Source organism: Burkholderia sp. RF7-non_BP4, assembly GCF_001521935.1.
Taxonomy (GTDB): domain Bacteria; phylum Pseudomonadota; class Gammaproteobacteria; order Burkholderiales; family Burkholderiaceae; genus Burkholderia; species Burkholderia diffusa.
Map to the genome: position 1 here is coordinate 437,331 of NZ_LOTA01000095.1, position 20,597 is coordinate 457,927.

Here is a 20,597-nt window from a genome sequence, read left to right on the forward strand (position 1 = left end):
GAGCCACCCCGCAGCGGGTCCGGCTCATGGAGATTCACATGACAAATCGACGCGAAGTGCCGAGCATCAGAAAGTACGATGGGCCCGCCGGCGGTTGGGGCGCGCTTCGCGCGACGGCCGAGGCCGTGCGCACGCAGATGGAAACCATCGAGGCGCCGATCGTGCTGATGCGGACCAACCAGCCCGACGGCTTCGACTGCCCCGGCTGCGCATGGCCCGACAAGGAACACAAGTCGACGTTCCAGTTCTGCGAGAACGGCGCGAAGGCCGTCACGTGGGAAGCGACGACCAAGCGCGTGACGCCCGAGTTCTTCGCGGCGAACACGGTGTCGTCGCTGCTGCGACTGTCAGACTACGAGCTGGAGAACGAGGGCCGGCTCACGCATCCGCTCGTCTACGATCGCGCGACCGACACGTTCCGCGCGGTCGAATGGGACGACGCATTCGCGCGCATCGGCGAGGTGCTGCGCGCGCTGCCGCCCGAGCAGGTCGAGTTCTATACGTCGGGCCGCGCGTCGAACGAAGCCGCGTACCTGTATCAGCTCTTCGCGCGCGAGCTCGGCACCAACAATTTCCCCGACTGCTCGAACATGTGCCACGAGCCGACCAGCGTCGGCCTACCGCAGTCGATCGGAATCGGCAAGGGCACGGTGTCGCTGGAGGATTTCGACCACTGCGAGCTGATCATCTCCATCGGCCACAATCCCGGCACGAACCACCCGCGAATGATGGGCACGCTGCACGAGTGCTCGCGCCGCAACGTGCCGATCATCGTGTTCAATCCGCTGCGCGAGCGCGCGCTCGAACGCTTCGCGGATCCGCAGGACATGATCGAGATGGCGTCGTTCGGCTCGACGCGCATTGCTTCGACGTACTATCAGGTCGACGCGGGCGGCGACGCCGCTGCGCTGAAAGGCATCATGAAGGCAATGCTGCAGCTCGAGACCGAGCGCGGCGACGTGCTCGACCGCGACTTCATCGCGCAGCACACCGACGGCTTCGACGCGTTCTCCGCCGACCTGCAGGCGGCGTCGTGGGACGACATCGAGCGCGCGAGCGGCCTGAGCCAGGCTCAGCTCGAACAGGTCGCGCTCGCCTACGCGAAGTCGAACGCGACGATCGTCACGTACGGGATGGGCGTCACGCAGCACAACAAGGGCACCGCGACCGTGCGCCTGATCGCCGACCTGCTGCTGATGCGCGGCAACTTCGGCAAGCCCGGTGCAGGCATATGCCCGCTGCGCGGCCACTCCAACGTGCAGGGCAACCGCACCGTCGGCATCACCGAGAAGCCGTCGGCCGAATTCCTGCAGAAGATCGAGGACGTGTGCGGCTTCAAGCCGCCCGCGCATCACGGGCACGACGCGGTGCAGGCGATGCAGGCCATGATCGACGACCAGGCCAAGGCGCTGCTGTGCCTCGGCGGCAACTTCGCGGTCGCGCTGCCCGATCCCGAGCTGTCGTTCCCCGCGATGGCGAAGCTCGATCTGAGCGTGCATCTCGGCACGAAGCTGAACCGCTCGCATCTGCTGGTGGCGAAGGAAACCTACGTCCTGCCCGTGCTCGGCCGCACCGAGCTCGACATGCAGGCGAGCGGCCGGCAGTCGATCACCGTCGAGGATTCGATGTCGATGGTCCATGCATCGGCCGGCAAGCTCAAGCCGGCGTCCGACCAGTTGCGCTCGGAGCCCGCGATCGTCGCCGGAATCGCGCATGCGACGCTGCCGAACAGCAAGGTCGCATGGCTCGACCTGATCGCCGACTACGACCGCATCCGCGACCTGATCGATCGCACGGTGCCCGGCTTCGAGGCGTTCAACGAACGGATCCGCACGCCGGGCGGCTTCCGCCTGCCGCTGCCGCCCACCGAGCGCGTGTGGCCCACGCCGACCGGCAAGGCGACATTCTCGGTCTACAAGGGCGTGAAGGAAGACGCCGACGTGCTCGGCGCCGAGCAGGTGCTGCGGCTGATCACGCTGCGCAGCCACGATCAGTACAACACGACGATCTACGGGCTCGACGACCGCTATCGCGGCGTGTTCGGGCGACGCGACGTGCTGTTCATGAACGCGGCCGATCTCGCGAAGTACGGGCTCGAACACGGCGACCTCGTCGACGTCGAGACGATCACCGCATCCGGCCGCACGCTGCGTCTCGAGAAGATCACCGCGATCGAGTACGACATCGCGCCGGGGTCGGTCGGCGCGTATTACCCGGAAGCGAACGTGCTCGTGCCGCTCGACTACATCGACAAGGAAAGCGGCACGCCGTCGTACAAGTCGGTGCCGGTGCGGGTCGCGCGTTCCGTGGGTGTGTGATTCGCGGCGCGGGCGAGGTTGCGACGTCCGGTACGACATGCCGCGCGCCTGAACCGGCTCGCCGCCCCTCTTCCCCGTCTCCCGGCCACCGCGTCGCATCCGATGCGGCGGCCGCTTCCTTTCGTCACGTCGAGAGACGATCCGCTTACCGCGCCGCCGACGACGGCAGCTGCGCGCCCGTCTGGCGGCGCCGGTAAGCGCTGTCGCGTGTCGCGAGCCAGTAGTACAGCGGCGACGTCAGCGCCAGCCCGACGAGCCACGACAGGTCTGCGCCGCCGAGATGCGCGGGAATCGGGCCCGCATACATCGGCGTGTTCATGAACGGAATCTGCACGGCGATCCCGATCGCATACGCGAGCAACGCCTGCGGATTGAAGCGGCCGTATACGCCGCCGTCCGCCATGAAGATCGACTGAATGTCGTACTTGCCCTTGTGGATCACGTAGAAGTCGATCAGGTTGATCGCCGTCCATGGCACCAGCACGACGAGCAGCGCGAGCACGAGATCGACGAGATTGCCGACGAAGTTCGTCGACGCGCCGATCGCCGCGTAGCAGCATGCGATGAAGATCACCACCGACACCACCGCGCGCGTCTTCGCGGTCGGAATCCACTTGTACGCGAAGGTCTGCACCGACGTGATGACGGCGAGCACCGCGCCATACAGGTTCAGCGCGTTGTGGCTGATCACGCTCAGCAGGAACAGCACAAGCATCAGCGGGCCGAGCGGGCCGGTCGCCTGCTTGACCGCATCCATCGTGTCCGCGCCGGCCGGCACCGCGAGCACCGCGACCGCGCCGAAGATGAACGCGAGCGTCGAGCCGATCGTGCAGCCGAGATAGGTCGCCCAGAACGTCGACGCGACGCCGACGTCCTCCGGCAGGTAACGCGAATAGTCAGACACGTACGGCGCGAACGCGATCTGCCACAACGCGGACAGCGACACCGTCGCCAGCCACCCGGCGAAGTCGAAGCCGCCGCGCGTGAGGAAATCGGCGGTGCTCACGTGCGACAGGATCATCCAGAAGCCGACCACGATGCCGATGCCGAGCACCCACGTGCCGATCCGGTTCAGGATATGGATGAACCGGTAGCCGACGATCCCGATCAGCCCGGATCCCACCGCGCCGATCACGATGCCGACGGGCACCGGCACCGTCGACGCGATGCCGTGCACCGACTTGCCGGCCAGCACGATGTTCGATGCGAAGAAGCCGACGTACATCACCGCCGCGATCACCGTGACCAGCAGCGCGCCCCACGAGCCGAACTGCGCGCGGCTCTGGATCATCTGCGGGATGCCCATCTGCGGCCCCTGCGCCGAATGCAGCGCCATCAGCACGCCGCCGACCGCCTGGCCGACGACGATCGCGACGATCGCCCACATCAGGTTCAGGTGAAAGAGCTGCACGCCGAGCGCGCCGGTCACGATCGGCAGCGGCGCGATGTTGCCGCCGAACCAGAGCGTGAACAGGTCGCGCACCTTGCCGTGGCGTTCTGCGGGCGGCACGTAGCCGATCGTGTGTTTCTCTATCATGGGGGACGCGTTGCGGTCCGCGGTCGTCATGGCGAAGTCTCCTGTCCTGCGCGGCGATGCGCGCGTGCCGTGTCAGCCGGCGCGCGCCGAAGCGCGCGCCTGCAATCGGGTCCGGATACGCTGGCGGCAGTTCGCCGCGCGCATGCGCGCTTTTGTCGCGATCCGGATTGGAGACGATGGTGCGCCACGCATGCGGCGCCCGGAAAATACTAAAAATATTTCCGAGACATACGAAAAAGCTCTGCAGCGGAAATGTCGGCGCCGATTTTCTTCAGGTAAGGTGCTACCCGAAACGATGGACCGATTACGCGCTCCGGCGACGCATGTGCGCCGGGGCCGAGTATCAGAGGTGCCTGTGGCTCACTACACTTTGCGGCAACTGAAATATTTCGTGACGACGGTGGAATCCGGCAGCGTCGCCGAGGCGTCGCGCCAGCTCTTCATCGCGCAGCCGTCGATCTCCAGCGCGATCAAGGGGCTCGAGGAAAGCTTCGGCGTGAAGCTGTTCATCCGTCATCACGCGCAGGGCGTGTCGCTGACGCCATCCGGCACGCGTTTCTACCGGAAGGCGCAGGAACTGCTGCGCATCGCGCACGAATTCGAACAGAACGCGCTCGCCGACAACGACGTGATCACCGGGCAGATCGACATCGGCTGCTTCGAGACCGTCGCGCCGCTCTATCTGCCGCAATTGATCGCGGGTTTTCGGGAGCGCTATCCGGGCGTCAACATCCGGCTGCGCGACGGCGACCAGCAGGAGCTCGTGCAGGGCCTGACGGCCGGCACCTTCGATCTCGCGTTCCTTTACGACCACGATCTCGACGGCACGATCGAAACCGAGCCGCTGATGCCGCCGCAGCAGCCATACGTGCTGCTGCCGGAGAACCACCGGTTCGCGGGCCAGTCGCACGTATCGCTGCACGACCTCAGCGTCGAGCCGATGATTCTCCTCGACGTGCTGCCGAGCCGCACATACTTCGTCAGCCTGTTTCGCGAGCTCGGTCTCACGCCGAACATCGTGTTCGCTTCGCCGTCGATCGAAATGGTGCGCGGCATGGTCGGCCAGGGATTCGGCTTCTCGCTGCTCGTCACGCGGCCGCACTCCGAATACACGTACGACGGCCGGCGCGTCGTGACGATCGCCCTCAGCGAAACGGTGAGCCCGTCGGGGCTCGTGAGCGCGCGGCTGAAGCGCGGTCAGCTGACGAAGCAGGCGCAGTCGTTCGTTGAGTTCTGCCGCGAGCGGCTGGCGCAGATCGTCGCGGAATCGGCGCGATAGCAACAAGGAAACCGCACGCGCCGCGAAGCGGCAGCGTTCGAGATGCGGCATGCGGCTCCGCGGCCTGATCAGTCATCCGAAGCGAGATACGCCGCGAGACGGCCCAGCATCGCGTCGCATCCGTGCAGCTGCTCGACCGCGACGAACTCGTCGGGCTTGTGCCCCTGATCCATGCTGCCCGGCCCGCACACCACGGTCGGAATGCCGGCCTGCCCGAACAGCCCGCCCTCGGTGCCGAACGCGACCGTGCCGAATGCGTCGGAGCCGCTCAGCATCGCGAGCAGCCGCGCGGCCTCGCTGTCCGGCGACGTCGCGAGCCCCGGATACGCACCGAGCGGTTGCAGTCGGATATCGGTATCGGGTTGCACCGCGCGCATCTTCGGCAACAGTTCGGATTCCGCATAATCCTGCAGCTTTCTCGGCACGTCATGTGCGTCGAACGCCGGCAGCGCCCGCACTTCGAAATCGAATTCGCATTCGGCCGGCACGATGTTCAGCGCGCGGCCGCCCTTGATCAACCCGGCCTGCACGGTCGAGAACGGCGGATCGAAGCGGCTGTCGTGATGCTCGGGCCGCGCGAGCGCCGCGCCGATCTCGCCGAGCCGACCGATCAGCTTCGCCGCGTAATCGATCGCGTTGACGCCGAGCGGCGCGTATGCCGAGTGACACGCGGCGCCCTTCACGTGGCAGCGCATTGCGAGCTTGCCCTTGTGACCGAGCACCGGCTTCAGTTCGGTCGGCTCGCCGATCAGGCACAGGCGCGGCCGGTGCTCGCGCGCGGCCAGCGCATCGAGCATCGGCCGCACACCGAGACAGCCGACTTCCTCGTCATACGAAAACGCGAGATGCACCGGCAGGCGCAGCGGCCGCGCGACGAACGCCGGCACGGCCGCGAGCACCGACGCGATGAAGCCCTTCATGTCGGCCGTGCCGCGCCCGTACAGCCGGCCGTCGCGCTCGGTCAGCCGGAACGGCTCGACCGTCCACGCCTGCCCGTCGACCGGCACCACGTCGGTATGGCCCGACAGCGCGATGCCGCCGCGATCGCGTGGCCCGATCGTCGCGTACAGGCTCGCCTTCGTGCGTTCCGCGTTGTAGAACAGCTCGCTCGGGACGCCGAGGCCGTCGAGGTAATGGCGGATGAATTCGATCATCGCGAGATTCGAATCGCGGCTGACCGTCGCGAAGCCGATCAACCGTTCGAGCAATGCGCGGCTCGACGTGTCACTCATCGCCCGGCACTCCGTAGCTCGGCGCGGCGGTCGGGTTCAGCGCGCGTGTCTGGTAATCCTGCATCTGCGGGCGATACGCTTGCCACAGCGCATCCAGTTGCCCGATCGGATCGGCATCGGCCCAGTCGACGCGCAGGTCGACGATCGGCCAGGTCACGTCGCCGACCACCTTCAGCGCGGCCGAATGCACCGGCCCGGCCTCACCGCCCGCCGCGATCGCCGCGTGCATCGCGGCCAGCAGGCGGTCGGCCAGCAGCCCGGGCGACTGCTCGAACGCACGCGCCATCGCGTCGATCACGCCCGGCGCGGCCAGCAGGTTGCCCGCCGCCACGCATTGCTCGCCCTCAACCGCATGGTGCGTGCCGAGCGCCTCCTTCCCGGTGAAGCACGCGGTCTGCCCCTGCCCGTCGATCACCGTGACCTGCCGGTACTGGCTCCAGCCGTTCGCGTTGAGCGCGCGGTCGAGCGCGGCCGCCGGCGCGAGCTGCCGGTGCTCGATCAGGTCGAGTATCTGCGGGCCGAGCGCCGGCAGCGTGACGTTCTGCGTGGCGACCGCGCCGACGCCCGCGCGCACCCACGGGCAGCGCGCGCCCACCGCGATGCTCGACGAACTGATCGCGATCCCGAGCTGCCCCGTTTCCGGGCATCGCCCGACGATGGAGAAAGTCATGTCGCCTCCTATGCGCGGATCGGTTGCCAGTTGTCCGGGATCACCGCGATCACGTCGATCTCCATCAGCCACTGCGGCTGGCCGAGCGCCGAGACGACGAGTCCCGTCGAAATCGGGTAGACGCCTTTCAGCCACTTGCCGACTTCCTGGTACACGGGCTCGCGATAGCGCGGGTCGATCAGGTAGGTCGTCGTCTTCACGATATGCGTGATGTCGCTGCCGGCTTCCTCGAGCAACTGCTTCACGTTCTTCATCGCCTGCTCGGCCTGCGCGCGCGGATCGCCGAGGCCGATCAGGTTGCCGTCGAAATCGGTGCCGACCTGGCCGCGCACGTAGACGGTGTTGCCGGCGCGCACGGCCTGGCACAGGTCGTTGTCGAGCGTCTGGTTCGGGTAGGTATCCTTCGTATTGAACATGCGGATACGGGTGTGGGTAGGCTGGCTCATCGAGGTCCTTCGATTGACGGTGTGTTCGCCCGCCGCGCCGGGAGCGGTCGCGGCGGGTTCCGGTTGTAGCGGGGTCGCCGCGTCCGGGCGCCTTGCCGGGCGCGGCACGTGGCGCGAGCGCTTATCAGTCGATCGCGTCGACCAGCGGGCGCGCATCGGCCTGCCCCGCATGCGACGTGTCGTCGTGCCCGGTGCGCGTTTGCGCGCGGCGTTGCGACGCGTCGTGATAGTCGAGGTACTTGCGCTGCGTGACGATGTGGTCGGCGATGTGTTTCGCGTCGTGCCACACGCCCCAGATGAAGCTGGAGCCGCGCCGCGACAGCCACGGCAGACCGAGGAAATAGATGCCCGGCTCCTTCGACACGCCGCGCTGGTGCTGCGGCTTGCCGTTCGCGGCGAACGCGTCGACGTTCAGCCAGCCGTAGTCGACCGCGTAGCCCGTCGCCCAGACGATCGACGTGACGCCGGCGCCGGCCAGGTCGAGCGCGAGGATCGGCTGCGTGACGCAATCCGGATTCGGCAGGATGCGGCGGGCTTCAGGCTCTTCGGGCAGGTCGAGGCCGTTGCGCGCCGCGTACGCGTCGGCCGCATCGAGCAGCGCCAGGTAGTTCTCGTCGCCGCGGGCGAGATTGATCGCGAGATCGCGCTCGAACACCGCGACGCCGCCGTCGAACGCCTTCGTCAGCCCCACCAGCGTCACGCCTTGGTGCGCGAGGGCGCGGAAATCGACCGTGTGGCCTCCGCGCGCGCCGCTCACCGCAATCGTCACGTGTTCGCGTCCGGGCGTCGCGACTTCCTTGTCCCATTCGCCGAGCACGCCGAGCCACCAGCAGAAGTCACGGCCGCGATACGCGCGCGGCGGGCGGTCATGCGGGCCGACCGACAGATAGACCTGCCGGCCCGCGCGCTGCAGCTCGTCGGCGATCTGCACGCCCGACGAACCCGCGCCGACCACCAGCACCGCGCCGTCGGGCAATTGCGCCGGGTTGCGATAATCGGCCGAGTGGATTTGCATGAGGCCGGCATCGTCCGGCGCGATCGGCGGGATGACCGGGCGCTGGAACGGGCCCGTCGCGACGACCACGCGGTTCGCCTCGATCGTGCCGTCCGAGGTGTCGACGATGAAACCCGGCTTGCCCGTGTTGCGCACGACGTTCTTCACTTCGACGCCGGTGCGGATCGGCGCATTGAACTTGCGCGCATAGGCTTCGAAGTAATCGGCGACCTGGTCCTTCGATGCGAACGCATCGGGATCGAGGCCGTCGAATTCGAGCCCCGGAAAACGGTCGTGCCACGCGGGGCCGTTCGCGACCAGCGAATCCCAGCGCCCGGTGCGCCAGCGCTCGGCGATGCGGTCGCGCTCCAGCACGAGATGCGGCACGCCGAGCTTGCCCAGGTGCTCGCTCATGGCCACGCCGGCCTGCCCGGCTCCGACGACCAGCGTATCGATTGAGGTTGTTTCCACTGCCACGGCTGTCTCCTTGAAGTGCGGCTCGCTGCGACGCTCGTGTCGTTGCGCGAGTGGGAATGGAGACATTCTGCTGACAGGCCCGCGTGGGCGAAATGATGTTTTTTGTGGTTGTTGACGAGAAAAAAGCTGGGGGGTGCGACGCCTGCCCGATGTTCGCGTCGCGCATTCCGGCGGGAGGCCGTAAGGTCACGCGCTCGAGTCAATGCCCGCCGTTGATTTCCGTGTCCTCGAATGCCAGATGCTCGAAATGGGTGCCTGTGAAATCCACGTCCAGCCCCTTGAGTCCATGCGCTTCGACCGTGCTTCCCGTGCAGTCCAGCACTTGCACCGAATGCCACGTGTTGCCGTCGAACCGAACGCCGTTCCACTTGCACCCGAGAAATTTCACGCTATTGAACGTGCTGCCCTGAAAGGCGGCTTCGTCGAAGGTGCAATCGACGAACGTGCATCCGGAAATTGCGATCCCCGAAAAGTCGCAACGGGCAAACGTACAGGCGGAGAACCGGCAGCCTGTCCAGCCGGCCTGCCGGAATGACGTGCCGCTGAAACTGCTGCCGCTGAAGCTGCTGCCGGCGAATTGCGAAAGTCCCAGATCCAGCCCAGCATAGGCTGAACTGTCGGTCTGACCAGACAGCCCTGCCGGCATACCACCCGCACCCTTGCGCCACAGGTCGTGCTTATAGATGATTTCAGAACTGCTCATGAGTGTGAGTCTCGATGCGTGGAAGCAGACGATTCACCTTCGCCATTGCCGGCCATCTGTTCGTCGTCGTCGGGCGCCGCCGAGTCGCGGCTGGCGAGCCAGGCGACCAGGCCGCCCAGTGCAATCATCAGGCCCAGGAACAGGAAATTCTCGATCGCAAAATCGCTGACATCATGCGAACCGTAGCTGCCTCCACTGATCTGGGACACCGCGCCCACGGATGCGATGACACCCCAGGCAACCAGTATCAGGCCGCCGACCACGACGATCGCGGCTATTGTCGACTTGCGCATACTTGGCTCCGTCAGGCGTCACCGGACGCGTTGCCTACACTGACTTCCGGCAGTTTCGCGAATCCGAGGCGATTGGCTTCGTTCCACCACGTCCAGGTCACGTCCGCCGGCGATACATCCAGATGCACGTCCCGCGGGTCGGGGAACGTATCGCCCTGCGCGACATAGGCCTGGCGATACCACTGGTTGAACGTCGGTGCCCGAGGATGGTCCTCGGGCACACTGGCCTGCCAGACGCCCGTCGCCGGGCACGTGCGTGTGCCCCGACACCGGATCGCCGGATCGGGAAATTCAGCGGCGCGCGCGATACCCTGTGTCACGCGAGGTTCCGATGCAGGTTGTTGTACTGCCACCGGAATCGCGTCGCCGACGTAATGGAAGAAGATGCGCCCATCTTCCGGAACAAGGCCGGGGCGACTGCGATCGAATAGCTCGTCCTTGCTGTAATGCATCGGCACCTGCGCCGGATTCCAGGCGAAATGACGTTCGGCAGTCGGATACTTGAGTTGCGCGAGCCAATAGCCGCCCACCGGCGCCGCGGTGGTTTCCGCCTGCGGAGAAACGGTGACAGGCGGCTTCTCCGGCAACGTATAACCATCGGGCACATGTGCGCGACCAGTACGTAGCGAGACCGGATGAGCGGCGGATTTGGACGGCGTCGTCGATGCCGACATCACGGCCTTTGCCGCATTGATCAGCGTCTCCTTGTTGCCGTCCCACTTGGGCAATTTGGACGGCGGCAATGGCACCACCTTGTCCAGATTGGGGAGGCGAAGGTCCGGATCGCGTTCGAGGCGGTCGGCGAGCACGCTGTAACGCTCGGCACGCGCCCGATCCTTCACATTGCCTGCTACAGGATCGCCGTCATCGAACGCACCGAACAAATAACCTGCACTCTTGGCGCTCCCGTACTTCACGCCTTCATGCAGGATTTTGAGAGCCCGCTCGTTGTCTTCGCCAAGCGACTTGTCGGAACCAACAAGTGTCGTTCCGAGTGCATATGCGGCATCGCCGTTACCTTGGGCAAATCCGCACTCGAGCATTTTGAGTGCAACCTTGCGGTTGCCCCAAAAACCGGCTTTCGGATCATCATAGGCCGCATCGAGCTTGCTGCCCAAATAGGCCATGGAGCTCGGACTTCCCTTGTCCGCCGCAAGTTGCCAGAATGCGAATGCACGACTGGCGTCCTGCTTTACCCCGGTCCCGTTCATGTAATACGTACCCATCAGATCGTACGCAGCCGGGATGCCCAACTTCATGGCTTGCTCCGTGATTTGCACGGCGCGCTCGGTATTGCGATCCACGCCCAACCCCTGGGCGTAAGCATTCGCGAGATTCACCATTGCCTTCCAGTGCTTGCGTTCGGCGGCCTTGCTCCACAACGCGACAGCGCCGGCGTAGTCACGCTGATTTGGCCACAACGACGCGCTTGTCATGGACAGCGCCTGCTGATTCCAGCGATCCGCCTCTGGATCAACTGCCGGAACCACCGATGCTTCATGCACGCAAACAAACGTCTCGCGATGCGGATTGAAAGCGTCGAGGGACATGTTTCGCGGAAGGGAGTCGTTCATTGAGCAAGCTGTACAAGCAAAGAACAGAAAGAGAGAAAACACGCCTGCCAGGCGCATACATTTGGATATTGTCGAAGTCATCGGAACTCGCATGATCTGAATGCGCACTATGCCAGCCGAACACTGGATGTGCGTTCGTCGTGAAATGGCATCAGAAAGCCCGCCGGTTCGAGCCCACGCTTCCTCTGAATGGCGTTGGTATCCATGAGTTTCTGCCATTTCATGAACGTTTCCTTGATCGCGATAGGGCTGCCGTCGCTACCATCATGCTTGCCGCCGGTATGCAACTTCCAGATCCGCTTCCTCAAATCGGTGCTCTTGGCACGATCATCGCTGCCTACGTTGATCTCCGCGTCCACCGCCATGCTTCGCAAATTCAGGTTGGCACTGCCCAGCGTAAAGAAACTGTCATCGATCAGCAGCAATTTACTGTGGATGTAGATTTCCCGGTACCGCGCTGCAATCGCCTGCGTTGGCAACGGCAGCATCGGCGCCAGATCCGGATCCGGCAACTCGCCCTTGGCTTGCTGCTTGTTTACATATTCGTCCCAGCGAGCCTGCTGGCTCGCCATCTCCGTGCTCAACTTGGAACTGCGCCAATTTCGGTCAAAGGTCCAGAGGCTACCGACAAGCGTCCGAATACCCATTTGATTCAGCGATTCTGCAAGTGACGCCTTATCGCCGAGATCCTTGGAGCTTTGCGCCGCCGGCGAGAGCAGTGCCGGATAGAGATCGTAGTCGAGACGCGCCCCGCTCGCCTTTCGGTCACGTTCACGTGTCGATTGGTATTCGGCGACGGCGCGCTTAGATCGCCACGTCGCCTGCGCGCGTCACTTAATTGTTTAGCCGTTGATTTTAAATGCAACGTTCACACAAAAATAATCTCGTCGAGATAATCGCGACTGACTGACGGCACACCGAATATCTCCGGAGCGACGCATCATTCGGCACGAAATCACGGCAAAAATAAATGAATCAGACCTTTGATTTTATTGACTATTCCCCTTACCTCAACGTGCAACTGCGCCTCCACCCGCCCGCTGCCGGACAATTCTTGACGGTGTGCGCTCTCCCGAACTGGTAGGATGCGCGTCGCCTCACCTCATGCAATGCGCCACCGGCCTCATGATCGAGCCCTTTATCTGTCCGCACGCGAGCTTCGCGCGAACTCCGTACCGCGCCCGCCCGGCCCCTCGTTGAACCCGTAGCCCCCGGCGCCGCTCCCCCCCGGCCCCGTTGCAGCAACCGTTGAAGTGGCGCACGTCGCGCCTCCAAGCATGAAGAAACTGAAGCAGCACATCCGCACCCTGAGCGAGATCGACCGTACGCCGGCGGTGCGCGTCTGCGCGCTGCTGCTGATGGTCGGCCTGCTATACCTGCTATGGCCGTCCGCCGAAGTCGCGCACCTCGCGCTGGAATCGGTCGTACGCTGACGCACGGCTCGCCGCCGCTACGCTATACTCGCGCAATGGAAACCAAACCTGCCTCGCCGAACGTGCATTGCTGGTGGCGCGCCTGACCCAGGCGGCCCGTTTCCTTTTGCATGTCCCGAACGTGATGCCGCCAGCCATGGCGGCATTGTCGTTTCTGCGCTCACGTCATGGCTGGTGGCTTCGATAACCTGGAGCCAATCCACACCATGACGCACCCGACCCGACCGATCATTCTCACCGGCGACCGCACGACCGGCCCGCTGCATCTCGGCCATTACATCGGCTCGCTGCGCGCGCGCGTGCAGATGCAGCACGAAGCGACGCAGTTCCTGCTGCTCGCCGACACGCAGGCGCTGACCGACAACATGGGCCGCCGCCAGCGCGTCACCGAGAACGTGATCGAGGTCGCGCTCGACTACCTGGCCGTCGGCATCGATCCGGCGATCTCGACGATCGTCGTCCAGTCGCAGGTGCCCGAGCTCGCCGAGCTGTCGCAATACCTGCTCAACCTCGTGACGGTCGCGCGCCTCGAGCGCAATCCGACCATCAAGGAAGAGATCCGCCTGCGCGGCTTCGAGCGCGACATCCCGGCCGGCTTCCTGACCTACCCCGTCAGCCAGGCCGCCGACATCACCGCGTTCAAGGCGACGCACGTGCCGGTCGGCGACGACCAGCTGCCGATGATCGAGCAGACCAACGAACTCGTGCGCCGCTTCAACGCGACGGTCGACAAGCCCGTGCTGGTGGAATGCGAGGCCGTGCTGTCGGCGGTCACGCGGCTGCCCGGCATCGACGGCAAGGCGAAGATGAGCAAGTCGCTCGGCAACGCGATCACGCTCGGCTCGACGCCCGACGAAATCGCGCAAGCGGTGAAGGACATGTACACGGATCCGAACCACCTGCGCGTGAACGATCCCGGTCAGGTCGAGGGCAACGTCGTGTTCACGTTCCTCGACGCGTTCGAGCCCGACGTGCAGAAAGTCGACGAACTGAAGGCGCACTATCGCCGTGGCGGCCTCGGCGACAGCGTCGTCAAGCGCGTGCTGAACGAGCGGCTGCAGGCGCTGATCGAGCCGATCCGTGCGCGCCGTCGCGAATTCGAAGCGGACAAGGTGGAGGTGATGGCGATCCTGAAGCGCGGCACGATGCATGCGCGCGAGGTGGCCGGCGCGACGCTGGCCGAGGTGAAGGGCGCGATGGGGCTGACGTACTTCGATTGAGCCGCGCGCAGCAAACGAGACTAGCGCCGCGCTTGTCCGCGACCCGACGGCACGACACCGTGCCGCGGGCGATCAGTCGTCGGCGAGTGTCGTCACGGCCGCTCGTGCGCCGGTGGCGCGCCGTGGCACACGGCCTCGATCCGGTTGCCGGCCGGATCGACGACAAAGGCCGCGTAGTAGTCGGCGTGATAGTGCGGCCTCAAGCCGGGGTCGCCGTCGGGCCGCCCGCCCGCGGACAGCCCCGCCTCGAAAAATGCGTGCACCTGCTGGCGGGAAGCCGCCTTGAAGCACCAGTGTCGCTTGCTCGTCCCGACTTCGGCGGGATCCAGATAAATCGCCAGGAAGGTCGATGCGGTGTCGGTGGCACTGCAACGTTCACCGTAACCGAGCGCGGTGCCGCGGTCATAAACCTTGGTCGCGCCCAGCGCGGCCATGACACCGTCGTAGAAGGGGCGTGCCTGATCGATATCCGGAACGCCGATGGACACGTGGTCAAGAAGTTGCATGATGTTGGCTCCATTGAACGAGCACGAGTCTACACAAACTTCCTTGGTCGACTCCGCCGATGTCGCGCCTGCGCCCTTTCACGCCATCATGACGCCCCACAAAATGATCGACCGGCGCGACTGAAACGAACCCGAGCGGCTCCTCGCGGACAACGCGTCACTTCATCTGCATGAGCTGCACGAGGTTGCCGCACGTATCGTCGAGCACCGCGACCCGCACGGGCCCCGCGTCCATCGGCGCCAGCGTGAAGTGCACGCCGAGCGCGTCGAGCCGCGCGTACTCGGCGTCGAGATCGTCGACCTGAAACGACGCCGCCGGGATGCCGTCCTCGTACAGCGCCTGACGATAAGGGCCGACCGCGCGATGATGACTCGGTTCGAGCATCAGCTCGGTGCCGTCGGGCTGATCCTTCGACACGACCGTCAGCCAGCGGTACGCGCCCACCGGCACGTTGTTCTTCAACCGGAAGCCGAGGATGTCGGTATAGAACGCGAGCGCCTTGTCCTGATCGTCGACAAAAATACTCGTCACGTAGATGCGCATGCGAAGTTCTCCCAATCGTGCGCGCCGCGACGCGCGTCGCCGCTTACGTGATCTGATACGTCGATGCCGGCACGAACTCCTCCGGCATCGCGCGCTCGCCCAGCTCGAGCACCGACCGCTCGATCGTGCGCGCCATCGCATCGAGCGCCAGCGCGTTCGGCGCGAGGCCGAAAGGCTCGGCCACCTCGTTCGCGATCGCTTCGAGCGCGATCAGCGTGTACGAGATGAACACGCAAATCAGCGGCGTGAAGAATTCCGTCGAATCGACGAGGCCGAACGGCAACAGCACGCAATAAGCATAGACGGTGCGATGCAGCAGCACGCTGTACGAGAACGGGATCGGCGTCGTCAGGATGCGCTCGCAGCCGCCCACGGCCTTGCCCAACTCGGCCAGTTGCGCATCGAACATCCAGCACGTTGCTTCGCTGCCGGGCGCGCGACCCAGCACGCGGACGATTCCGCCGCGCAGTTCATCGAGAATCGCGACGGGCTGGTAGCACTTGTGCGCGAACGCGGCGGCGCGCTCCGCGCCGAGGATGCGCTGCAGGTCCTGCGCCGGATCGGTATGACGCAGCTGATGCTTCAACGCATACGTGAACGCGATCAGCAGATCGGCGAGCCGGTCGCGCTCCGTATCGCCGACGCTGTCGGGCAAATAGCGCCGCAGTTGCGACGTGACGGTGCGCGCCGCGATCAGCAGGTTGCCCCACAGAAGCCGCGCCTCCTTGAAACGCTCGAAGCTCGCGTTGTTGCGAAACGCGAGAAAGATCGCGAGGGCCAGCCCGAACAGCGTGAACGGCGCGGTGTTCAGCGGAATCTTCTCGCCGAAGATGCGCCCGTTCGTGAAGACCGCCAGCGTGCTGACGATCGCCATGAACACGAGTTGCGGAATGATCGACTGCAGCACGGAGCCGTTCCATATGAACAGCATTCTGAGCCAGTTTTGTCGTGGTCTGACGATCATGGTGTTGTCTCGACTGCCGATGAAATACGCCATGCGGATCGCCGCCGCCCGATGTGCAACGGCCCGCGCGTGGCGGGCCGGGTGACGCGCTTCACCGCGCTTGCGAATGATGATACGCCCGCGCACGCCCTGCCCCGTCACCGGGGCGCGCCGGTCAGTGATAACCGGCGTCGCCCTCGCGCACCTTGCCGCGGAACACGCGGTACTGCATCGCGTTGTACACGAGGATGATCGGCAGCACGATCACGGTGCCGACGAGCGCGAACAACTGGCTCGAATGGCTCGACGACGCGTCCCAGATCGTCAGCGACGGCGGCACGATGTTCGGCCAGATGCTGATCACGAGGCCGGTGTAGCCGAGGAACACGAGCGCGAGCGTCAGCAGGAACGGCGTCGCCTCGTGCTCGCGCTTCACCGTGCGGAAGATGCCCCACACGCACGCGACGACGAGGATCGGCACCGGCAGGAACCAGCCGAGATTGCCGCTGCCGAACCAGCGATGCGCAACGGCCGGCAGCCCGATCACGGTCCACAGGCTGACCACGCCCATCACCGCGAGCAGCACGCCCGCGAGCGGCTTCATCAGCAGGCGCATCTTGCGCTGCAGCTCGCCGTCGACTTTCAGGATCAGCCAGCCGCAGCCGAGCGTCGCATAGGTGACGAGCACGCCGATCCCGCAGAACAGGCTGAACGGCGACAGCCAGTCGAACGGCCCGCCCGCGAACTGGTTGTTCACGATCCGGATGCCCTGCAGCAGCGAGCCGAGCGTGATCCCCTGGCAGAACGCGGCCAGCGCGGAGCCGCCGATGAACGCGAGATCCCACAGGTGCTGCGTGCGGTTCGCCTTCGCACGCAATTCGAACGCGGCGCCGCGGAAGATCAGCCCGACCACCATCAGGATCAGCGGCAGGTAGTTCGCCGGCAGCAGCGTCGAGTAGACGACCGGAAACGCGCCGTACAGGCCCGCGCCGCCGAGCACGAGAAAGGTCTCGTTGCCGTCCCATACCGGCGCGACGGTATTCAGCATGACTTCGCGTTCGGCCTTCGCGTCGAAGAACGGAAACAGCAGGCCGATGCCGAGATCGAAGCCGTCGAGCATCACGTAGATGAACACGCCGAGGCCGATGATCGCGGCCCACACGACAGGAAGATCGATGTGCATCACTTACTCCGCTTCGGTGACGTTCAGCGGCGTGGACAGCGCGCTCTTGCGCAGCCCCGGATGCCGGTGCAGCTCGATGTATCCGGCCTGGGCGGCCGGCCCGCGCTTCATCAATTGCATCATGTAGTAGATCCCCGTTCCGAACACCAGGAAATACACGACCACGAAGATCAGCAGCGACACGCCGACCTGCTGCGCGCTGAGCGGCGCGACCGAATCGACGGTGCGCAGCACGCCATACACGGTCCACGGCTGCCGCCCGACCTCGGTCGTGATCCATCCGGCCAGCAGCGCGACGATGCCCGACGGCCCCATGCACACGACGAACCACTGGAACCAGCGCGTTTCATACAGGCGTCCGCCTTTTCTCAGCAGCAAGCCGAGCAGCGCGGTGAGCAGCATCAGCATCCCGAGGCCGGCCATGATCCGGAAGGTCCAGAACACGATCGGCGAATACGGGCGATCCTGCGCCGGGAATTCCTTCAGCCCGCGAATCTCGCCGTCCCAGCTGTGCGTGAGGATCAGGCTGCCGAGGTGCGGCACCTGGATCGCATAGCGCGTCGTCTCTGCCTGCATGTCGGGCAGACCGACGAGGTTCAGCGCGGTGCCGCCCTTCTCGGTTTCCCACAGCCCCTCGATCGCCGCGATCTTCGCCGGCTGGTATTCGCGCGTGTTCAACCCGTGCGCATCGCCGACGACGATCTGGACCGGCGCGAGCAGCAGCAACATCCACAGCGCCATCGAGAAGCTGCGCTTCACCGGCTCGTCGCGGCGCCCCTTCAGCAGGTGCCACGCACCGCACGCGGCGACGATGAAGCCCGCGACGATGAACGCGGCGATCGTCATGTGCACGAGGCGATACGGGAACGACGGGTTGAAGATGACCTTGAACCAGTCGACCGGCACGACGAGACCGTTCTCGATCCTGTAGCCCTGCGGCGTCTGCATGAAGCTGTTCGACGCGAGGATCCAGAACGTCGAGATCAGCGTGCCGACCGCGACCATCAGCGTCGCGAAGAAATGCGCACGCGGGCTGACACGCTGCCAGCCGAACAGCATCACGCCGAGAAAGCCGGCCTCGAGGAAGAAGGCCGTCAGGACTTCGTAAGTAAGCAGCGGGCCGGTGATGTTGCCCGCGACGCGCGAGAAGCCCGCCCAGTTCGTGCCGAACTCGTACGCCATCACGACGCCGGAGACGACGCCCATCCCGAAGCCGATCGCGAAGATCTTCGACCAGAACTGGAACATGGATTTATAGGCGGCGTCGCCGGTGACGAGATAGCGCCATTCCAGCACCGCCAGGAAGCTCGCCATGCCGATGCTGATCGCCGGAAACACGATGTGGAACGACACCGTGAACGCGAATTGCAATCGGGCGAGATGGAACGCATCGAAGATTTCCATGACCGTAATTTGCTCGTGATTGTGAGGACGTCAGCTCGAAGCATGAAATCGCGCGACGGCTTCGCGACGGCACGTGCGGACAAGAACGGACGCGGGGCGCGGCAACGAAGCGTGAATGACGATATCGCGTTTGCGACGATACTCGCAATCGCGCGAACGTGCGCGGAAACTGTGCTTTCTCCGGGGCCGAAGATGTGTGTACGGAAAACCCGTTGCGGGGCCGCGAGGCTGTCGGCTGTACTGCTTTCCGCACTGCGACGCTGTGCATCCGCGGCACGGCCGAACGTACCATCGGCTCGTGGCCTGCCTGTGGCGAGTTGGCGCGACACCGCGCACCGCCTCGACGCCGAATTCGCGCCCATCGCTCGGCCCACGCGCCGGGCGATGCCCCAGGAGAAAACAGCATGCAGCCCAGCGACCTGGCGGCATCCATGCGGCCGCCTGGTGCGATCGCGACGGCGCCGTGCCGTATTACGATTTCGCGCACTGGCTCGCGTGAGCACGAACATGAGCATGGATTGGCGCATCATGCCCGCCTTTCGCGCATCCAGGACGACGAACTGTATTCCTGCATTTCGGGCGGGATTGTGTCTCTGCCGATGGAATCCAGCGGCCTATCCTCACGACGAGGCTCGTCACGACCCGTGCGCCGACACCTCTGCGCATGCACGGTCGATCGGCGATGCCGTTCCGATCACTTCATGCAGGCAGCCGAACCCATCGTGAATGCCATCGCTTCCGCGCCGGTCGCCGCCGCAACCGGCGGCGCATCGCCCCGCATCTTCTCCCGCCCGTTCGACACGCTTGCGCGGCCGCTGCGCGACCTCCGGCTGTCCGTCATCGACCAGTGCAATTTCCGCTGCGGCTACTGCATGCCGCGCGACAGCTTCGGGCCCGACTATGCGTTCATGCCGTCGTCCGAGCGGCTGTCGTTCGCGCAACTCGAGAAGATCGCGCGCGCGTTCGTCTCGCTCGGCGTCGAAAAGATCCGCCTCACCGGCGGCGAGCCGCTGCTGCGCCGCAACCTCGAAGCGCTGATCGAACGGCTCGCGATGCTGACGACCGTCAACGGCAAGCCCGTCGAAATCGCGCTGACGACCAACGGTTCGCTGCTCGCCGCCAAGGCCCGCACGCTGCGCGATGCAGGCTTGTCGCGCGTGACCGTGAGTCTCGACGCGATCGACGACATCGTATTCCGCCGGATGACCGACACCGACGTGCCGGTGGCGCGCGTGCTGGCCGGCATCGAGGCCGCGCAGGTGGCCGGGCTCGCGCCCGTGAAGGTCAACGCGGTGATCGAGCGCGGCGCGAACGACGACCAGATCCTGCCGCTCGTGCGTCACTTCCGTCATAGCGGCGTGGCCGTTCGCTTCATCGAATACATGGACGTCGGCGGCGCGAGCGCGTGGTCCGGCGACAAGGTCGTGCCGGCCGCGCGGATGCGCGAGCTCATCGAAGCGAGCTATCCGCTCATGCTCGTCGGCGAACCGGGACACGATGCCACCGCGATCCGCTGCCGGCACATCGACGGCGCGGGCGAGGTCGGTTTCATCGCGAGCGTGTCGCATCCGTTCTGCGGCACGTGCTCGCGCGCCCGCGTGTCGGCCGATGGCCAGCTCTATACGTGCCTGTTCGCGATGCAGGGCACCGACCTGCGGCCGTGGCTCGATGACGCCGCATCGATCGACGGCCTGGCCCACGTCGTGCGCGCACGATGGACGCTACGCGACGACCGCTATTCCGAACGGCGGGCCACGAACGCGGCCAGGCCGTCCGGCAAGACCTACCCGACCGTGCGCATGTCGCTCGTCGGCGGCTGATGGGCGGCAGCCGCGCGAAGC

At 65.3% G+C, this 20,597-nt stretch carries 20 protein-coding genes; 6 read left to right on the forward strand and 14 right to left on the reverse strand.

Annotated elements, in window-relative coordinates; genetic code table 11:
* Positions 1 to 38: 38 nt before the first annotated feature.
* Positions 39 to 2,318 (forward strand): FdhF/YdeP family oxidoreductase, encoded by a 2,280-nt coding sequence (locus WS49_RS31970; protein ID WP_059537138.1) that lies wholly within the window; start codon positions 39 to 41, stop codon positions 2,316 to 2,318.
* A gap of 145 nt (positions 2,319 to 2,463) precedes the next feature.
* On the opposite strand, the gene WS49_RS31975 is transcribed toward WS49_RS31970, so the two are convergent.
* Positions 2,464 to 3,885 (reverse strand): purine-cytosine permease family protein, encoded by a 1,422-nt coding sequence (locus WS49_RS31975; RefSeq protein WP_059537140.1) that lies wholly within the window; start codon positions 3,883 to 3,885, stop codon positions 2,464 to 2,466.
* Positions 3,886 to 4,210: 325 nt separating this feature from the next.
* On the opposite strand from WS49_RS31975, the gene WS49_RS31980 reads away from it, so the two are divergent.
* On the forward strand, positions 4,211 to 5,134 hold the full coding sequence (locus WS49_RS31980; protein WP_059537143.1) for a LysR family transcriptional regulator: 924 nt from the start codon (positions 4,211 to 4,213) through the stop codon (positions 5,132 to 5,134).
* A gap of 68 nt (positions 5,135 to 5,202) precedes the next feature.
* Here the strand turns inward: WS49_RS31980 and argE are convergent, their stop codons facing one another.
* The 8 genes from argE to WS49_RS32020 all read right to left on the reverse strand — a co-directional run bounded on the left by argE (position 5,203) and on the right by WS49_RS32020 (position 12,095).
* Positions 5,203 to 6,366 carry an acetylornithine deacetylase gene (argE, locus tag WS49_RS31985; RefSeq protein ID WP_059537148.1) on the reverse strand — a complete coding sequence of 388 codons (1,164 nt, stop codon included), beginning with the start codon at positions 6,364 to 6,366 and terminating at the stop codon, positions 5,203 to 5,205.
* A complete protein-coding gene (locus WS49_RS31990; protein ID WP_059537152.1) occupies positions 6,359 to 7,036 on the reverse strand; it encodes a DUF1028 domain-containing protein in 678 nt (225 codons plus the stop codon). The genes argE and WS49_RS31990 overlap by 8 nt, the downstream gene beginning before the upstream one ends.
* 8 nt (positions 7,037 to 7,044) lie before the next feature.
* A complete protein-coding gene (locus tag WS49_RS31995) occupies positions 7,045 to 7,482 on the reverse strand; it encodes a RidA family protein (protein ID WP_059537155.1) in 438 nt (145 codons plus the stop codon).
* 124 nt (positions 7,483 to 7,606) lie between these two features.
* A complete protein-coding gene (locus WS49_RS32000) occupies positions 7,607 to 8,953 on the reverse strand; it encodes a flavin-containing monooxygenase (protein WP_059537159.1) in 1,347 nt (448 codons plus the stop codon).
* 199 nt (positions 8,954 to 9,152) lie between these two features.
* Positions 9,153 to 9,656 carry a pentapeptide repeat-containing protein gene (locus WS49_RS32005; protein WP_059537162.1) on the reverse strand — a complete coding sequence of 168 codons (504 nt, stop codon included), beginning with the start codon at positions 9,654 to 9,656 and terminating at the stop codon, positions 9,153 to 9,155.
* Entirely contained in the window at positions 9,653 to 9,949 is a 297-nt protein-coding gene (locus WS49_RS32010) for a hypothetical protein (protein WP_059537165.1), read from the reverse strand. The genes WS49_RS32005 and WS49_RS32010 overlap by 4 nt, the downstream gene beginning before the upstream one ends.
* 11 nt (positions 9,950 to 9,960) lie before the next feature.
* Positions 9,961 to 11,499, reverse strand: a complete 1,539-nt coding sequence (locus WS49_RS32015) for a tetratricopeptide repeat protein (protein WP_257127631.1) — start codon at positions 11,497 to 11,499, stop codon at positions 9,961 to 9,963.
* A gap of 131 nt (positions 11,500 to 11,630) precedes the next feature.
* Entirely contained in the window at positions 11,631 to 12,095 is a 465-nt protein-coding gene (locus WS49_RS32020) for a phospholipase D-like domain-containing protein (protein ID WP_257127632.1), read from the reverse strand.
* A 705-nt stretch (positions 12,096 to 12,800) separates the two neighbouring features.
* Here WS49_RS32020 and WS49_RS35800 point away from each other — a divergent pair.
* Positions 12,801 to 12,956 (forward strand): hypothetical protein, encoded by a 156-nt coding sequence (locus tag WS49_RS35800; protein WP_179949237.1) that lies wholly within the window; start codon positions 12,801 to 12,803, stop codon positions 12,954 to 12,956.
* Between the two features lie 206 nt (positions 12,957 to 13,162).
* Positions 13,163 to 14,176: a tryptophan--tRNA ligase gene (gene trpS / locus WS49_RS32025; protein ID WP_059537176.1), complete on the forward strand. Its 1,014-nt coding sequence runs from the start codon at positions 13,163 to 13,165 to the stop codon at positions 14,174 to 14,176.
* A 92-nt stretch (positions 14,177 to 14,268) separates the two neighbouring features.
* Here the strand turns inward: trpS and WS49_RS32030 are convergent, their stop codons facing one another.
* The 3 genes from WS49_RS32030 to WS49_RS32040 all read right to left on the reverse strand — a co-directional run bounded on the left by WS49_RS32030 (position 14,269) and on the right by WS49_RS32040 (position 16,190).
* A complete protein-coding gene (locus tag WS49_RS32030; RefSeq protein ID WP_059537180.1) occupies positions 14,269 to 14,682 on the reverse strand; it encodes a VOC family protein in 414 nt (137 codons plus the stop codon).
* A 157-nt stretch (positions 14,683 to 14,839) separates the two neighbouring features.
* Positions 14,840 to 15,226 carry a VOC family protein gene (locus WS49_RS32035; RefSeq protein WP_059537183.1) on the reverse strand — a complete coding sequence of 129 codons (387 nt, stop codon included), beginning with the start codon at positions 15,224 to 15,226 and terminating at the stop codon, positions 14,840 to 14,842.
* A 43-nt stretch (positions 15,227 to 15,269) separates the two neighbouring features.
* Positions 15,270 to 16,190 carry a bestrophin family protein gene (locus WS49_RS32040; RefSeq protein WP_059537448.1) on the reverse strand — a complete coding sequence of 307 codons (921 nt, stop codon included), beginning with the start codon at positions 16,188 to 16,190 and terminating at the stop codon, positions 15,270 to 15,272.
* On the opposite strand from WS49_RS32040, the gene WS49_RS36310 reads away from it, so the two are divergent.
* The gene (locus WS49_RS36310) at positions 16,147 to 16,275 is read left to right on the forward strand and encodes a hypothetical protein (protein WP_257127638.1); all 129 of its coding nucleotides are present in this window, start codon (positions 16,147 to 16,149) and stop codon (positions 16,273 to 16,275) included. The genes WS49_RS32040 and WS49_RS36310 overlap by 44 nt on opposite strands.
* A 69-nt stretch (positions 16,276 to 16,344) precedes the next feature.
* Here the strand turns inward: WS49_RS36310 and cydB are convergent, their stop codons facing one another.
* Together cydB and WS49_RS32050 are read right to left on the reverse strand one after the other, a co-directional pair.
* Positions 16,345 to 17,352 carry a cytochrome d ubiquinol oxidase subunit II gene (cydB, locus tag WS49_RS32045; protein WP_059537186.1) on the reverse strand — a complete coding sequence of 336 codons (1,008 nt, stop codon included), beginning with the start codon at positions 17,350 to 17,352 and terminating at the stop codon, positions 16,345 to 16,347.
* A gap of 3 nt (positions 17,353 to 17,355) precedes the next feature.
* Complete coding sequence (locus tag WS49_RS32050) at positions 17,356 to 18,756, reverse strand: cytochrome ubiquinol oxidase subunit I (RefSeq protein ID WP_059537191.1); 1,401 nt, start codon at positions 18,754 to 18,756, stop codon at positions 17,356 to 17,358.
* A 701-nt stretch (positions 18,757 to 19,457) separates the two neighbouring features.
* On the opposite strand from WS49_RS32050, the gene moaA reads away from it, so the two are divergent.
* On the forward strand, positions 19,458 to 20,576 hold the full coding sequence (gene moaA, locus WS49_RS32055) for a GTP 3',8-cyclase MoaA (protein ID WP_059537194.1): 1,119 nt from the start codon (positions 19,458 to 19,460) through the stop codon (positions 20,574 to 20,576).
* Positions 20,577 to 20,597: the final 21 nt, after the last annotated feature.

What these genes read in the sequence shown, in the direction of transcription:
- WS49_RS31975 (WP_059537140.1), bottom strand. Translation starts at nt 3,885, where the DNA reads ATGACGACCGCGGACCGCAACGCGTCCCCCATGATAGAGAAACACACG.
- WS49_RS31990 (WP_059537152.1), bottom strand. Translation starts at nt 7,036, where the DNA reads ATGACTTTCTCCATCGTCGGGCGATGCCCGGAAACGGGGCAGCTCGGG.
- WS49_RS35800 (WP_179949237.1), top strand. Translation starts at nt 12,801, where the DNA reads ATGAAGAAACTGAAGCAGCACATCCGCACCCTGAGCGAGATCGACCGT.
- WS49_RS32015 (WP_257127631.1), bottom strand. Translation starts at nt 11,499, where the DNA reads ATGTCCCTCGACGCTTTCAATCCGCATCGCGAGACGTTTGTTTGCGTG.
- WS49_RS32050 (WP_059537191.1), bottom strand. Translation starts at nt 18,756, where the DNA reads ATGGAAATCTTCGATGCGTTCCATCTCGCCCGATTGCAATTCGCGTTC.
- WS49_RS32030 (WP_059537180.1), bottom strand. Translation starts at nt 14,682, where the DNA reads ATGCAACTTCTTGACCACGTGTCCATCGGCGTTCCGGATATCGATCAG.
- cydB (WP_059537186.1), bottom strand. Translation starts at nt 17,352, where the DNA reads ATGCACATCGATCTTCCTGTCGTGTGGGCCGCGATCATCGGCCTCGGC.
- argE (WP_059537148.1), bottom strand. Translation starts at nt 6,366, where the DNA reads ATGAGTGACACGTCGAGCCGCGCATTGCTCGAACGGTTGATCGGCTTC.
- WS49_RS32005 (WP_059537162.1), bottom strand. Translation starts at nt 9,656, where the DNA reads ATGAGCAGTTCTGAAATCATCTATAAGCACGACCTGTGGCGCAAGGGT.
- moaA (WP_059537194.1), top strand. Translation starts at nt 19,458, where the DNA reads ATGCAGGCAGCCGAACCCATCGTGAATGCCATCGCTTCCGCGCCGGTC.
- WS49_RS32040 (WP_059537448.1), bottom strand. Translation starts at nt 16,190, where the DNA reads ATGATCGTCAGACCACGACAAAACTGGCTCAGAATGCTGTTCATATGG.
- WS49_RS32020 (WP_257127632.1), bottom strand. Translation starts at nt 12,095, where the DNA reads ATGGCGAGCCAGCAGGCTCGCTGGGACGAATATGTAAACAAGCAGCAA.
- WS49_RS36310 (WP_257127638.1), top strand. Translation starts at nt 16,147, where the DNA reads ATGAACAGCATTCTGAGCCAGTTTTGTCGTGGTCTGACGATCATGGTG.
- WS49_RS31970 (WP_059537138.1), top strand. Translation starts at nt 39, where the DNA reads ATGACAAATCGACGCGAAGTGCCGAGCATCAGAAAGTACGATGGGCCC.
- WS49_RS32035 (WP_059537183.1), bottom strand. Translation starts at nt 15,226, where the DNA reads ATGCGCATCTACGTGACGAGTATTTTTGTCGACGATCAGGACAAGGCG.
- WS49_RS32010 (WP_059537165.1), bottom strand. Translation starts at nt 9,949, where the DNA reads ATGCGCAAGTCGACAATAGCCGCGATCGTCGTGGTCGGCGGCCTGATA.
- WS49_RS31995 (WP_059537155.1), bottom strand. Translation starts at nt 7,482, where the DNA reads ATGAGCCAGCCTACCCACACCCGTATCCGCATGTTCAATACGAAGGAT.
- trpS (WP_059537176.1), top strand. Translation starts at nt 13,163, where the DNA reads ATGACGCACCCGACCCGACCGATCATTCTCACCGGCGACCGCACGACC.